Annotated in this window: 12 protein-coding genes; 9 read left to right on the plus strand and 3 right to left on the minus strand. The window is 72.8% G+C overall.

Annotation, left to right across the window (positions count from 1 at the left end; all coding sequences use genetic code 11):
* Positions 1–34: 34 nt before the first annotated feature.
* Positions 35–1,156, minus strand: a complete 1,122-nt coding sequence (locus QR78_RS24935; protein ID WP_048430293.1) for a CaiB/BaiF CoA transferase family protein — start codon at positions 1,154–1,156, stop codon at positions 35–37.
* A gap of 217 nt (positions 1,157–1,373) precedes the next feature.
* Between QR78_RS24935 and QR78_RS24940 the strand changes: the two genes are divergently transcribed.
* From QR78_RS24940 to QR78_RS24950, 3 genes are all read left to right on the plus strand, one after another.
* A complete protein-coding gene (locus tag QR78_RS24940; protein ID WP_048430294.1) occupies positions 1,374–2,135 on the plus strand; it encodes an SDR family NAD(P)-dependent oxidoreductase in 762 nt (253 codons plus the stop codon).
* Between the two features lie 11 nt (positions 2,136–2,146).
* Positions 2,147–3,286, plus strand: a complete 1,140-nt coding sequence (locus tag QR78_RS24945; RefSeq protein WP_048430295.1) for an acyl-CoA dehydrogenase family protein — start codon at positions 2,147–2,149, stop codon at positions 3,284–3,286.
* Positions 3,287–3,583: 297 nt separating this feature from the next.
* Entirely contained in the window at positions 3,584–6,181 is a 2,598-nt protein-coding gene (locus QR78_RS24950; protein WP_053221071.1) for a sensor domain-containing phosphodiesterase, read from the plus strand.
* Here QR78_RS24950 and QR78_RS24955 read toward each other — a convergent pair.
* Together QR78_RS24955 and QR78_RS24960 are read right to left on the minus strand one after the other, a co-directional pair.
* Complete coding sequence (locus tag QR78_RS24955; protein WP_048430296.1) at positions 6,144–6,494, minus strand: hydroxyisourate hydrolase; 351 nt, start codon at positions 6,492–6,494, stop codon at positions 6,144–6,146. The two genes, QR78_RS24950 and QR78_RS24955, sit on opposite strands and share 38 nt — an antisense overlap.
* Positions 6,491–7,894: an amidase gene (locus tag QR78_RS24960; RefSeq protein WP_048430297.1), complete on the minus strand. Its 1,404-nt coding sequence runs from the start codon at positions 7,892–7,894 to the stop codon at positions 6,491–6,493. The genes QR78_RS24955 and QR78_RS24960 overlap by 4 nt, the downstream gene beginning before the upstream one ends.
* Positions 7,895–7,981: 87 nt before the next feature.
* Between QR78_RS24960 and QR78_RS24965 the strand changes: the two genes are divergently transcribed.
* The 6 genes from QR78_RS24965 to QR78_RS24990 all read left to right on the plus strand — a co-directional run bounded on the left by QR78_RS24965 (position 7,982) and on the right by QR78_RS24990 (position 13,374).
* Positions 7,982–9,112, plus strand: coding sequence for an ABC transporter ATP-binding protein (locus QR78_RS24965; RefSeq protein ID WP_048430298.1), 1,131 nt, complete (start codon positions 7,982–7,984; stop codon positions 9,110–9,112).
* Between the two features lie 26 nt (positions 9,113–9,138).
* Entirely contained in the window at positions 9,139–10,182 is a 1,044-nt protein-coding gene (locus QR78_RS24970) for an ABC transporter substrate-binding protein (protein ID WP_048430299.1), read from the plus strand.
* Between the two features lie 127 nt (positions 10,183–10,309).
* On the plus strand, positions 10,310–11,155 hold the full coding sequence (locus tag QR78_RS24975; RefSeq protein WP_048430300.1) for an ABC transporter permease: 846 nt from the start codon (positions 10,310–10,312) through the stop codon (positions 11,153–11,155).
* A gap of 11 nt (positions 11,156–11,166) precedes the next feature.
* A complete protein-coding gene (locus tag QR78_RS24980; protein ID WP_048430301.1) occupies positions 11,167–11,979 on the plus strand; it encodes an ABC transporter permease in 813 nt (270 codons plus the stop codon).
* 34 nt (positions 11,980–12,013) lie between these two features.
* The gene (locus tag QR78_RS24985; RefSeq protein WP_053221072.1) at positions 12,014–12,712 is read left to right on the plus strand and encodes a GntR family transcriptional regulator; all 699 of its coding nucleotides are present in this window, start codon (positions 12,014–12,016) and stop codon (positions 12,710–12,712) included.
* Entirely contained in the window at positions 12,709–13,374 is a 666-nt protein-coding gene (locus QR78_RS24990) for a hypothetical protein (RefSeq protein WP_048430302.1), read from the plus strand. Before QR78_RS24985 ends, QR78_RS24990 begins: the two co-directional genes overlap by 4 nt.
* The last annotated feature ends 449 nt before the right edge of the window (positions 13,375–13,823 follow it).

The raw sequence follows: 13,823 nt of genomic DNA on the forward strand, positions 1-13,823 counted from the left end.
CACCGATTCGGGCGGTCAACATCCTTTCTCCGGCTCAGCTTCTCGAACTCCCCTCCCCGCTCCAGCGCCGCATGGCCTCCGCGAGCGTCAGCGGCCCGGACACCGATCTGATCGCCGAGGGCGTCGCGGAGAAGCGGGGCGCAGGGGCGGGCTGCACTGTGCCGTCATGGGTGACGAAGGTCCGGCGCGCCGCGAGGTGCGGATGGCTCGGGGCCTCGCCGAGGGCGAGGACCGGCGCCAGGCAGGCATCCGTCCCCTCGAGAAGCCGGCACCACTCGTCCCGGGTCCGCCCGGAGAACAGGGTCTCGAGCTTGCACCGCAGGGTCGGCCACATCGCCGGGTCGTCGCGGTGGTCGAAATCCGGGTCGTCGGCGAGGCCGGTCAGGCGTCGGAAGAGCGCATAGAACTGCGGTTCGAGCGGCCCGAGCGCGACGTGGCGACCGTCGCTGCAGGCATAGCTGCGGTACCAGGGCGCGCCGCCGTCGAGGAGGTTGACCTCGCGCCGGTCTCTCCAGCGCCCTTGCGAGGCCAGTTCCGAGAACATCGCCATGAGGGAGGCGGCACCGTCGCAGATCGCCGCGTCGACCACCTGTCCGCGACCGGTCCGGCCGGCCGAGAGCAGCCCGGCGAGAATCCCGGCGACGAGATAGAGCGCGCCGCCGCCGTAGTCGCCGACGAGGTTGAGCGGCGGTACCGGCCGCTCCTCGGGGCCGATCGCCGCCAGCGCACCGGTCACCGCCAGATAGGTGATGTCGTGCCCCGCCGCCTTGGCGAGGGGCCCATCCTGGCCCCAGCCGGTCATGCGGCCGTAGACGAGGCGCGGGTTGCGGGCGAGTACCACGTCGGGCCCGAGGCCGAGCCGCTCCATCACGCCGGGGCGAAACCCCTCGATCAGGGCATCGGCACGATCGAGCAGCGACAGGGTGCCGGCGAGGTCGGCCGGATCCTTCAGGTCTACCGTCACGCTCGGGCGCCCCCGCGCCACCACGTTCTTCGAGTAGGGATCGCTGCCCCCGGGCCGGTCGAGCCGCACGAGATCGGCGCCCATATCGGCGAGCAGCATCGCCGCGAACGGGCCGGGGCCGATGCCCGCGAATTCGACGATGCGAAGGCCGGCGAGCGGTCCGCCCTGCCCGGCCTGGTGCGACGGGTCCATGCGTTGTCCTCCCCTGACCTCCTCCGCCCGGCGCTTGTCGTCGCCTGATCCGGCGCGCCTTGACGATGGCAGGTCCGCCCCATAGCGATGGGGCCAACGATGCCATCGCGTAGCAGACCGGTCCGCCCGTCGCCATGGGCGGGAGACGAGGCGGCGCGAAGGCACGACGGGGCACATCCACCGGACGAGTGGGGCCCGCGATACGGGAGGACAAGGCATGAACGTCAACGGCGTAGCCGCGATCGTCACGGGCGGCGGGTCGGGCCTCGGCGCGGCGACCGGTCGGGCGCTGGCGGCGGCGGGCGCGCGGGTCGCGCTCCTCGATCTCAACGAGGGCGCCGCCGCGGAGGTCGCCGGCGAGATCGGCGGGATCGCCCTCGCCTGCGACGTCGCCGATGCGGCGAGCGCAGAGACGGCGGTCGCTCGCGCGGCCGAGGCGCATGGCCCCGCCCGCATCCTGGTCAATTGCGCCGGCGTCGCCACCGCCGGCCGGATCGTCGGGCGCAACGGCCCCCTCGATCTCCAGGCCTATGCGAAGGTGATCCAGGTCAACCTGATCGGCAGCTTCAACCTGATGCGCCTCGTGGCGGCCGGTGCCCTCGCGCTCGATCCGCTGGAGGGCGGCGAGCGCGGCGTCATCATCTCCACCGCCTCGGTCGCGGCCTACGAGGGCCAGGTGGGCCAGGCGGCCTACGCCTCCTCGAAGGCCGGCATCGTCGGCCTGACCCTGCCGGCGGCGCGGGAATTCGCCCCCGCCGGCATCCGGGTCTGCGCCATCGCGCCCGGCATCTTCGAGACGCCGATGCTGCGCGGCCTGCCGCCGGAGGTGCAGGATTCCCTCGGCGCCGCGGTGCCGTTCCCCTCGCGCCTCGGCAAGCCGGAGGAATATGCGAGGCTCGCGATGGCGATCATCGACAACCCGATGCTCAACGGCGAGGTCATCCGCCTCGACGGGGCTTTGCGCATGCAGCCGAAGTAGAGGATCGGGCGATGCTGAGCGACGACCAGATTCTGATCCGCGACACCGCCCGCAGCTTCGCGCGCGAGCGGCTGAAGCCGTTCTCGGCCGAGTGGGACCGGGAGGCGCGCTTTCCCCGCGAGGCGATCGCCGAGATGGGGGCGCTCGGCTTCATGGGCATGCTGGTGCCCGAGGAGCACGGGGGCGCGGCGGCCGACCACGTCGCCTACGCGCTCGCCATCGAGGAGGTGGCGGCGGGCGACGGCGCGGTCTCGACCGTGATGAGCGTGCACAACTCGGTCGGCTGCATGCCGATCCTGAAGTTCGGCAGCGACGAGCAGAAGGCGCGGTTCCTCGGACCGCTGGCCCGCGGCGAGCAGCTCGGCGCCTTCTGCCTGACCGAGCCCGGCGCCGGCTCGGACGCCGCCGCGCTCAAGACCCGGGCGCGCCGCTCCGGCAATGCCTGGGTGCTCTCGGGCACCAAGCAGTTCATCACCTCGGGGGCGAATGCCGACCTCGCCATCGTGTTCGCGGTGACCGACCCCGAGGCGGGCAAGCGCGGCATCTCGGCCTTCATCGTGCCGACCAAGACCCCCGGCTACAAGGTGGCGCGGATCGAGCACAAGCTCGGCCAGCGCTGCTCGGACACGGCCCAGATCGTGTTCGAGGACATGGAGCTGACCCCCGACCTGATGCTCGGCCAGGAGGGCGAGGGGCTGAAGATCGCGCTCGCCAATCTCGAGGGCGGGCGCATCGGCATCGCCGCCCAGGCGGTCGGCATGGCCCGCGCGGCGTTCGAGGCGGCTCTGGCCTATGCGGGCGAGCGCGAGACCTTCGGCCAGAAGCTGACGGGGCACCAGGCGGTCGCCTTCCGGCTTGCCGACATGGCGACGAAGATCGAGGCGGCGCGACTGCTGGTGCTGAACGCGGCGCGCCTGCGCGATGCCGGGCAGCCCTGCCTCAAGGAGGCGGCGATGGCCAAGCTCTTCGCCTCCGAGATGGCGGAAGCCGTCTGCTCCGATGCGATCCAGATCCACGGCGGCTACGGCTATCTCGCCGACTACCCGGTCGAGCAGATCTACCGCGATGTGCGGGTGTGCCAGATCTACGAGGGGACGAGCGACGTCCAGCGCATCGTGATCAGCCGGGCGCTGACGGCGCAAGCGTCGTGACGAAGGGGAAATGGCCGGGTGGGGCCGGGCAATCGCGTCGCCCCAGCCGGAGGTAGAGACCAGTCCAACCGCCTAGCTCCGGGGGTCGGTTGCGTGTCGCGGTGCCGTGAGGCGCCGTGCATCCCGGACCCTCGATCCAGGCTGGATCTTTCCCGGCGGCCGAGGGATCTTGACCGGCGGCGACGCTCTTGCGAAGGCGGGCATCCGGCGCAGATTAACGCGGTCTTAGGGTTTTGGCTATTCTTGGACTGCCCACGGATCGCGTTCCGGCCTTCCGGGTCGGACAGGAGCGTCGCGGTGCATCTCGTTCCCCCCCGCGAGGCCGAGCGCCTCTCCGCCCTGCACGCCCTCGGCATCCTCGATACGCCGCCCGAGGCGCATTTCGATGCGGTCTGCCGGCTGGCGTGCACGCTGTTCTCCGTCCCCCATGCCTGGGTATCGCTGGTCGATGCCGACCGGCTCTGGTGCAAGGCCGCCTCGGGCATCACCTTCGGTCCGACGCCCCGGGGCGCGGCCTTCTGCGACCACGCCATCCTGAGCGACGCCCCCCTGGTGGTCGTGGATGCCACGGCCGATCCCCGGTTCCGCGACCGGGCGATCGTGAACGGCCCGTTCCGCATGCGGTTCTATGCCGGCATTCCCCTGTTTCTCCGGCCGGGCCTGCCCCTCGGCACGTTGTGCATCGGCGATACGGTTCCGCGGCAATTGCCGCCCGCGGAGCTGGAGCGCCTGCGCGATCTCGGCGAGGTGGTGGTGGCCCAGCTGCGCCACTACGAGGCCCGCGTCGCCAGCGAGACCGAGGCCGCACGCCGGCGGGCGAGCGAGGCGGCCCTGTCGGAGGCCAACCGCAACCTGAGTCTGGCCGAGCAGATGGCCCATATCGGCCATTGGCGCGTCGATCTCGCCTCCGGAGCCATGACCTGGTCGGACGAGGTCTGCCGCCTGCACGGGAGGGCGCCGGGCGACCCCGCCTCCGGCATCGCGGAGGCCCTGACCTACTACCATCCGGATGACAGGGAACGCATCGCGGGCCTCGTGGTGGAGGCGCGCGAGCGGCGGACGGGCTTCCACTTCAAGGCCCGGCTGGTGCGGCGGGACGGCGAGGAGCGGGTCGTCGTCTCGCACGGCATCTGCCAGGAGGACGAGGCGGGCACGGTCGTCGCCCTGTTCGGCAGCGTCCAGGACGTGACCGAGATCGACCGGGCGGAGGCCGAGCTGCGCGCCAGCACCGCCCTCCTCGACGCCACCCTCGCGCATATGGACCAGGGCCTCCTGATGATCGACGAGGCTGGGGCGGTCCGGGTTTGCAACGAGCGCGCCCTCGCGCTCCTCGACCTGCCGCGGGAGATGATGCGCGCGGCCCCGAGCTTCGACGCCGTGCGCCGACACCAGCTGGCACAGGACGACTTCGCGCGGTGCGACGGCACGCTCCGCGAGGTCCTGGCGCACGCCCCGCTGGCGATCCAGCCCCGCACCTACGAGCACGAGCGGGCGAACGGGACCGTGCTGGAGATCCGCACCGTGCCGCTGCCGACCGGCGGCGCCGTGCGGACCTATACCGACATCACCGCCCGCAAGGCCGCCGAGGCCCAGGTGACCCACATGGCCCGGCACGACGCCCTGACCGGGCTGCCGAACCGGGCGCTGTTTCGCGACAGCCTCGACCAGCGCCTCGCCGCCCTGCGGCGCCACGGCGGGACCTGCGGCCTGCTCTGCCTCGACCTCGACGCCTTCAAGGCGGTCAACGACACGCTCGGCCACCTCGCCGGCGATACCCTGCTGCGCGAGGTGGCGGGGCGCATCCGCGCCTGCCTGCGCCGCGAGGACCTGCCGGCGCGCCTCGGCGGCGACGAGTTCGCGATCCTGCTCGGCGGCGAGGCGGATGCCCACAGTGCCGCCGCCACCGCCGAGCGGCTGGTCGCGGCCCTGCGCCGGCCGGTCGATCTCGGCGGGCAGGAGGCGGTGATCGGCGTCAGCATCGGCATCGCCTTCGCGCCCGAGCACGGGCTCGACGGCGACACCCTGCTCAAGCGGGGCGACCTCGCGCTCTACCGGGCGAAATCGGAAGGCCGCAACACCTACCGGCACTTCGCCGCCGCGATGGACCGGGCCGCGGAGGAGCGCCGCCGCAACGAGGCGGATCTGCGCGAGGGCCTGCGCGGCGGCGCGTTCTCGCTGCACTACCAGCCGGTCTTCGACCTCGCGACCGGGCGGGTGACCGCGCTCGAGGCGCTGGCGCGGTGGCACCACCCGACCCGCGGCACCCTGGCGCCGGCCGCCTTCCTGCCGCTCGCCGAGGAGACCGGGCTGATCGCGCCGCTCGGCGAATGGATCCTGCGCACCGCCCTCGCCGAGAGCGCAGCGATGCCGCCGGAGATCCGCCTGGTGGTGAACGTCGCAGGAGGACAGCTGCGCCAGGCGGGCTTCGTCGCCGCGGTCCGGGACGCGGTCCTGGCGACGGGTCAGCCCCCGGAGCGCCTCGAACTCGACGTCGCCGAGGCGGCCATCGCGGCGGAGAGCGGACGGCTGAAGGACCTCGCCGCCCTTGGGGTCGGGATCGCCTTCGACGCCTTCGGTGCCGGCGCCTCTTCCCTCGGCGCCCTGCGGCGCCTGCCCTTCGGCCAGGTCAAGCTCGACCGGGCGCTGGCCGCCTCGGTGGCGACGCCGGAGACGGCGGATTTCGTGCGGGCGGTGGTCGCCCTGGCGGGCGCGCTCGGCATGCGGGCGACCGCCAAGGGCGTCGAGACCGACGCCCAGCTCGCCGCCCTGCGGGAGGCGGGCTGCGTCGCGGCGCAGGGCTTCCTGTTCGGCCGGCCCGCGCCCTTCGGCGAGCTCTCTCCCCTGCTCCGCGGTGGGGTCAGACGCCCCGAAAAACCGCGTAGCCGAAGCGCGTGAACTTCAGCGGCAGGTGGTGGTGCTCGCGCGCCTCCACCACCGTGAAGCGGAACGGCACCCGGTCGAGGAAGTGCGGCCCCGGCTTCCCTTGCGCGGTGAAGTAGTCGCCGAGATGGAACACCGCCTCGTAGGTGCCGGGCCCGATCCCGACGCCGCGCACGACCGGATGGTCGAAGCTGCCGTCCGGCCCGATCACCCCTTGGGCGATCACGCGCGGACCCGCCGCCTCGATCACCGCCAGGGTCACCGTCAGGCCGAGCGCCGGGCGGCCCTCCGCCACGTCGACGGCGTGGACCGAGATGCCGCCGCTCATCGGGAGACCTCCCCGGGCAGGACCGGCCAGCGATCCGCGAAGGGCCGGCGGGTTTCGAGCGCCTCCGCCACGTCGAGGAGCAGGTCGTCGCGGCCGAACCCCGCCACGAGATGCAGGCCGATCGGTAGGCCGTCCGGCGCGGGATCGACCGGCAGGCTCAAGGCCGGCAGCGCCGCGGCGTTGACCCAGCCCGAATAGACCGCGTGGCCGCGCGGGCCGACCGGCTGCCCGTCGATCACCTCCGGATAGACCGCGTCCGCCGTCCAGGGCATCGCCGCCGCCGCGGGGGTGACGACGAGGTCGATCTCAGTCAGGGCGGCGTTCGCGGCGTTGCGCAGGGCCCGGACCCGATCGAGGATGTCGCAGAGCAGCGTCGCGGGCGCCCGTGCGCCCTCCTCGGCCATCGCCCGGTAGGGCGCGCTCGCCCGTGCCGCCAGCGCCGGATCGGCCGCGAACAGCCGGGCGATGCCGATCTTGCCGATCTCGGGCCACAGGGCGTTCAGCCCGGCGATCTCGACGGGCAGCGGGCCTTCCTCGACCGCGACGCCGATCGCGTCGAGGTCGGCGAGCGCCCGTCGGCACGCGCTCGCGATGACCGGATCGAGGGGAGCGTCGCCGATGCGCTCGACGTAGCGGGCGCGCAACGGGCGGTCATGCCGGGGCGCCGCCGCGAAGCCCGACCACAGCACCCGCGGGTCGGCCCCCTGCATCAGGTGCAGCACCGCCCGGGTGTCGGCAACCGTGCGGGTGAGCGCGCCCGCGACCTCGAAATCGAGGAGCGGCGAGGGCAGGCCGCCCAGCCGCGGCACCCGGCCGAGGCTGCTCTTGAGGCCGACGAGGCCGGTATGCGCCGCAGGCCGGCGCAGCGAGCCGCCACCATCGGTGCCGAGCGCGATCGGTGCGTAGCCGGCAGCCGTCGCGGCGGCCCCCCCGCCGGTCGAGCCGCCGGGGGTGAGGCGCGTGTCCCACGGGTTGCGGGTGACGCCGAAACGGGCAGATGCCGTAAAACCCTGCACGGCGAATTCCGGCATCGTGGTCTTGGCGAGGGTCACGAGGCCGGCCCGCCGCATGCGGGCGACCGGCAGTTCGTCCTCGCCGGCAGCCGGCGCCTCGCCCGGCTCGGCATAGGTCGAGGGCATCCCCTCGGTGACCAGAAATTCCTTCACGGTCATCGGCACCCCGTCGAGGGGCGAGAGCGGCGCGCCCGCCCGCCAGCGCGCGGCGCTCGCCTCGGCCTCCGATCGCGCGCGGGGATTGTCGCGCGAGAGCGCGTTCAGGTGCGGCTCCCAGACGGCGGCCCGGGCCTGCGCGGCCTCCAGGGCATCGACCGGCGAGGCCCGCCCATCGGCGAAGAGCCGGCCGAGCTCGATCGCCGAGAGGCGCCACAGCTCCGTGCTCATGCGGTCGCTCCGTTGCTCAAGTGACAGCTGGACATGGGCTTTCCCGAAAATGGCATACGATTTGCGAGCCATCCGGCAGCAAGATCGATGCCGCAGGAAGGCCTCACCGTGACAGCAACCGGACGACGCAGCCAGGGTCAGGCGGAGGGCCGCTCCGTCGTGCTCGACGGCATCACCCATCGGTATGGCGGCGCGGTCGCCGTCGAAAACATCAACCTCGACATCCGCGGCGGCGAGCTGATCTCGCTGCTCGGGCCGTCGGGCTGCGGCAAGACCACCTTGCTGCGCATCGTCGCCGGCTTCCTGCGCCAGACCGAGGGGCGGGTGATCGTCGGCGACGAGATCATTGATGCCCTGCCGCCGAGCCGGCGCGCCGTCGGCATCGTCTTCCAGAACTACGCCCTCTTCCCGCACCTGACGGTGGCCGAGAACGTCGCCTACGGCCTCGCGGCCCGGGGCGCCCCGCGAGCGGAGCAGGCGGCGGAGGCCAGGCGCCTGCTCGACCTCGTGCAGCTCGGCCATGCCGGGGCGCGCTACCCGCGCCAGCTCTCGGGCGGGCAGCAGCAGCGCGTGGCGCTGGCGCGCGCCCTCGCCATCCGCCCGGCGGTGCTGCTCCTCGACGAGCCCTTCGCGGCCCTCGACAAGAACCTGCGCCTCGACATGCAGATCGAGGTGAAGCGGCTCCAGCGCGTCGCCGGAGTCACCACGCTCCTGGTCACCCACGACCAGGAGGAGGCCCTGTCGCTGTCCGACCGGGTGGCGGTGCTCTCGAACGGGCGGCTCGAGCAGTTCGCCGCCCCGACCACCGTCTACGACGCGCCGGACACGCTCTTCGTCAACACCTTCGTCGGCTCGGCCAATGCCGTGCCGGGCGTGCTCGTCGGCGGGGACGCGCAGGGCCCGCGCATCGCCCTCGATGCCGGCGGCGAAGTGGTGGCACGCCCGCTCGCCCGCCCGATGGCGCCGGGCGCGCGGGTGACCCTGTGCCTGCGGCCCGAGCACCTGCGCCTCACGGAGGGCGAGGACGGCATCGCGGGCGTCGTCGAGATGGCGCTGCCGCTGGGTCCCACCGTCGTCCACGAGGTCCGGGTCGGCGCCGGACGCCCGCTCAAGATCGCCGAGCCGCGCCTCGGCGGCGCAGCCCTGCGCGCGCCCGGCACGCCGGTGCGCATCGCCGTCGCCCCCGGCCTCGCCTCCGCCTTCCCGGCCGCCGCCTGATTCTTTCCGACCAAGGAGCCCTGTCGATGCTCGATCGCCGCACCCTCCTCACCACCGCCCTGTCGCTCGGCGCGATGGAGCTGTTTCCCGGCCTGTCCTTCGCGCAGGCGCGGCCCCTCGTCTTCGCCACCTTCACGGGGAGCTGGGAGGAGGCGCACAAGGCCGTGCTGGTCCCGGCCTTCCGCAAGGAGACGGGCAACGCGCCGATCGTCCTCGACCCGATGCTGTCGGTCGACCAGATCGCCAAGGTCTCGGCCGCCAAGGCCAACCCGCCGATCGACGTGATGCTGCACGATCCCGGCCCGGCGCTCACCGCCCTCGCCCAGGATCTGGTCGAGCCCTTCCCCGTCGAGCGCAGCGCCGCGTTCAAGGACCTGATCCCCGACGCGCAGGACCCGCACGGCCCGGCGGCCTTCTTCCAGGTCGTCGGCCTGACCTACAACCCCGACACGGTGAAGACCCCGCCGACCTCCTGGGCCGACCTGTGGCGGCCCGAATACAAGGGCCGGGTCGGCATCACCAACATGAACTCGACGCTGGGTACCGGCTTCATGGTCGAGATCGCCAAGATGCATGGCGGCTCGGAAGCGAACATCGACCCCGCCTTCAAGGCGATGGACAAGCTGAAGCCCAACCTCTCGGCGGTGGCGGCCAATCCCGGCGCGCTCGCCACCCTCTTTCAGCAGGGCCAGGTCGACATCTCGCCCGGCAACTTCAACGCGATCCAGATCCTGAAGGCCAAGGGCGTGCCGGTGGAATTCGTGGCGCCCAAGGAAGGCGCCATCGCCTTCAAGACCGCGATCCAGATCGTCAAGAATTCGCCCAACCGCGAGCTCGCCTTCAAGCTGATCGAGGCGGCGATCTCCGAGCCGGTCCAGACCCGGCTGATGCAGGCGCCCTACCTGATCGTGCCGACCAACGCCAAGGTAAAGATGACCGGCGAGATCGCCAAGGTGCTGGCGAAGGACACCGACGACCTGAAGAAGAAGTTCGTGTTCCAGGACTGGAAGACCATCAACGCCCAGCGCCCGGCCTGGATCGAGCGGTTCAACCGCGAGATCAAGTTGTAATGTCGCTTCTTCGTGATCTGCTGCTTTCAAGATAAAGCGCGAGATCCCCTCTCCCGAGTGGGAGAGGGGAGACGCGCTCTACCTCGACTGTACGGATCACGTCGAAGCCGTCGAAGGAGTTCTTTCCGTGGCTCTGCCGGACGTCACCACCTACCCCCTGCGGCTGGCGAGCCCGCTCGCCGTGTTCTTCGCGGCGTTCTTCGCCGCGCCTCTCGTCGCGTTGCTGGCCCTGTCGCTCCGCGGCGCGGATGGCGGTTACGGCCTGTCGCAATACGCGGCGTTCCTCGGTGACGGATTCAGCCTCGGCGTGCTCCTCGGCACGCTGTGGCTCGGGCTCAAGGTCACGGCGGCCTGCCTGGTGCTCGGCCTGCCGCTGGCACTGGTCGCCACCCGGGCCGGGGGCTGGGTGCGGGGCGTGATCATCCTGGCGGTGCTGACGCCGCTCCTCACCAGCGTCGTCATCCGCACCTTCGCGTGGATCGTGATCCTGGGGCGCCAGGGGGTGCTCAACAGCCTCCTGTCGTCCCTCGGCCTCATCGAGACGCCGCTGCGGCTCCTCTACGCCGAGGGCGGCCTCGTCGCGGCTCTGGCACAGGTCCAGATGCCCCTGATGGTGCTGCCGCTGATGACGGCGCTCGCGCGCATCGATCCGAGCCTGTGGGACGCCTCGGAGGCGCTGGGCGCCGGGCGCTGGCGCACCTTCCTGCGCGTGACGCTGCCGCTCTGCCTGCCGGGCCTCATCGCCGGCTCGGTCCTCACCTTCGCGGCGGCGATCTCCGGGTTCATCACCCAGTCGCTGATCGGCGGCGGGCAGATGCTGTTCATGCCGGGCTACATCTACCAGCAGGCCATCGCCCTCCAGAACTGGCCCTTCGCGGCGGCGATGTCGGTGATCTTCCTCATCGCGGTGCTCGCCGTGGTGCTGGCCTTCAACGCGCTCGGGCGGCTCGCCCGCGGCTACGCCCAGACCTGAGGTCCCTTTCGATGTCGCGTCTCGCCGCCGCCCTCGACCGCCTCAGCTTCGAGATCCTCCTGCACCTGATGGCGCTTCTCGCCGTGGTGCTGCTGCTCGCCCCCACGGTGATCGTGCTGGTGGTGTCCTTCACCGACGGGCTGTCGCTGCGCTTCCCGCCGCCGGGCTATTCCTTCCGCTGGTACGGCGAGCTGATGGAGGCCTGGCAACTCCATTACGCGCTGAAGAACAGCCTCACGGTGGCGGTGCTGGCGACCGTGCTCGCCATCGGCCTCGGGGTGCTGGCGGCGCTCGCGGTCGCGCGCTCGCCGCGGCTCTCGGCCCGCCTCCTCGACGGCTTCTTCCTCTCGCCGCTGATCCTGCCGGCCCTCGCCTTCGGCCTGTCGAGCCTGATGTTCTTCTCGCTCATCGGCTGGCCGGTCTCGGTGTTCACGCTGGTGCTGGGCCACACGGTGGTCTGCGTGCCCTACGTGGTGCGCAACACCGTGGCGGCCCTGACCCAGCTCCAGCCCAGTCTGCTCGAAGGCTCGGCGAGCCTCGGCGCGTCGCGGCTCTACACGTTCCGCCGCATCACCCTGCCGCTGATCCGGCCCGGCATCCTGTCCGGCGGCTTCCTCGCCTTCATGGCCTCGTTCGACAACATCCCGGTCTCGCTCTTCCTACGCGACGCCGCCACCGACATGCTGCCGATCCGCATGTGGCAGGACCTGGAGGGCCGCCTCGACGTGACCATCGCGGCGCTCTCGGGCGTGCTGATCGTCGCCACGATCGGAGGCATCGCCGTGATGGAGCGGCTGACCGGCCTGTCGCGGCGGCTGGTCTGACGATCGCAACAGGGCGTCATCACGAGAGGGCGTTTTGGCCGACTCGCTTCCCACCTCATCCCACGATGCTCCTCCCCGCCCCTCGCGTCCCGAACGCTCCCTGACCGAGCAGGCGGCGGCCGCCCTGCGCCGGCTGATCCTGCTCAACCTGCTCGGCCCCGGCGAGGTGCTGAACGAGCCCGACCTCGTGGCCCGCCTCGGCGTCTCGCGCACGCCGGTGCGGGAGGCGCTGAAGCTGCTGGCCGGCGAGGGGCTCGTGACCCTCAGGCGCAACCGCGCGGCCCTGGTGACGCCGCTGGATCCCGCCGACCTCGTGCCGCTGTTCGAACTGGAAGTGGCGCTGGAGAGTTTTTGCGCGGGGCTTGCCGCCGCGCGGATCACCGCCGCCGAGCTCGATCGCCTCGCCCGGATCCAGGAGGCGCTGGAGGCGGCGCGCGACGACCGCGACGCCTATACGCGCCTCAACCGCCAGGCCCACCGGCTGATCGTGACTGCCGCCCGCAGCCCGGCCATCGCCGAGGCCCACGGCCGCGCCTTCCCGCGCCTCGAACGGGCCCGCAACTTCGCGCTGGCGGCCGACGGGCGCGTGGCCGAATCGCTCGGCGAGCACCGGGCGATCCTCGAGGCCCTGCGGGCACGGGAGGCCGAGCGCGCCCGAACCCTGATGCAGGGCCACGTCGCCCGCACCCAGGCCGTGATGGTGGCCCGGCTGACCGAAGGACGCCCGCGATGACGACCCCGCTCCTCCCGGCCCTCGGGGTGATCCTCCCCTCCTCCAACCGGGTGGTGGAGCGGGCGACGGAGGCCCGCCTCGCCGGCCGCGCCGACGCCTGCTACGCCCGGGTGCCCTACCGGGGCATGCTCAGGGGGGCGGGCTACGACGAGGCGGTGTTCCTGAATGCCGCCGACCTTCTGGCCGAGGCCGGCGTCGCCGCCCTGTGCTGGAACGCCACCCGGGGCGCCGCCCTCGGCTTCATCCCGGACGAGGACCTGTGCCGGGCCGTCGCCGCCCGCACCGGCCTGCCGATGGTGACGACGGCGCTCGCCGCCCGCGACCGGATGCACCGCGAGGGCTTTCGCCGCGTCGGCCTCGTGGTCCAGGGCGGGGCCGACGAGGCCGCCCTGGTGGCCGGCCGGTTCGCGAAGGCCGGAATCGGCATCGGGGCGACCGCCCATCTCGGCATCACCGAGAATCGCGACGCCGCCGGGGTCGCGCCGGCCCGCCTCGCGGCGGCGGCCTGGGAGGTGTCCGAGGGCGCCGACGCGGTGCTGATCTGGAGCACCAACCTGCCGGGCTGGCGCCTGCCGGCCACCCTCGCCGGCGTGCCGCTCCTCGATTCGACGGGTCTCGGCACGCAAGCTCTGCTGGAGGCGGCCGGGCTGGCCTGCGCCTGACGCGGAGCGGCGCGCCCCGACCCTTGCAGGACTACTTGCAGGACCCTTGCCGCACGACGCCCCTGCGGCCTAGGCTGGCGGCCGACGCCTGGACAAGAGGTGCGCAGGAGGAGCGGATGGGGGCTTCGCGGCGTCCTCCGGTCGCTCGCGCGCGCCGAGCCGGGCCCGGTCCCCACAGGCAGCGTCCCCCATGAGCCTCATCACCTATCTCACCCGGATCCAGTTCGAGCGCGGCGCCGTCCGGCTTCTCGGCGAGGAGCTGGCGCTCCTCGGCGTGCGCCGGCCCCTGATCGTCACCGATCGCGGCGTGGTGGCGGCCGGTCTGATCGCCCGCGTCCTCGACCCCCCCCCCCCCCCCCCCCCCCCCCCCCCCCCCCCCCCCCCCCCCCCCCCCCCCCCCCCCCCCCCCCCCCCCCCCCCCCCCCCCCCCCCCCCGCGGCCCCCCCCCC

The organism is Methylobacterium indicum (assembly GCF_001043895.1).
Taxonomy (GTDB): domain Bacteria; phylum Pseudomonadota; class Alphaproteobacteria; order Rhizobiales; family Beijerinckiaceae; genus Methylobacterium; species Methylobacterium indicum.

Coding starts and splice junctions, on each gene's coding strand:
- QR78_RS24935 (WP_048430293.1), bottom strand. CDS start 1,156: ATGGACCCGTCGCACCAGGCCGGGCAGGGCGGACCGCTCGCCGGCCTT.
- QR78_RS24940 (WP_048430294.1), top strand. CDS start 1,374: ATGAACGTCAACGGCGTAGCCGCGATCGTCACGGGCGGCGGGTCGGGC.
- QR78_RS24945 (WP_048430295.1), top strand. CDS start 2,147: ATGCTGAGCGACGACCAGATTCTGATCCGCGACACCGCCCGCAGCTTC.
- QR78_RS24955 (WP_048430296.1), bottom strand. CDS start 6,494: ATGAGCGGCGGCATCTCGGTCCACGCCGTCGACGTGGCGGAGGGCCGC.
- QR78_RS24960 (WP_048430297.1), bottom strand. CDS start 7,894: ATGAGCACGGAGCTGTGGCGCCTCTCGGCGATCGAGCTCGGCCGGCTC.
- QR78_RS24965 (WP_048430298.1), top strand. CDS start 7,982: ATGCCGCAGGAAGGCCTCACCGTGACAGCAACCGGACGACGCAGCCAG.
- QR78_RS24970 (WP_048430299.1), top strand. CDS start 9,139: ATGCTCGATCGCCGCACCCTCCTCACCACCGCCCTGTCGCTCGGCGCG.
- QR78_RS24980 (WP_048430301.1), top strand. CDS start 11,167: ATGTCGCGTCTCGCCGCCGCCCTCGACCGCCTCAGCTTCGAGATCCTC.
- QR78_RS24990 (WP_048430302.1), top strand. CDS start 12,709: ATGACGACCCCGCTCCTCCCGGCCCTCGGGGTGATCCTCCCCTCCTCC.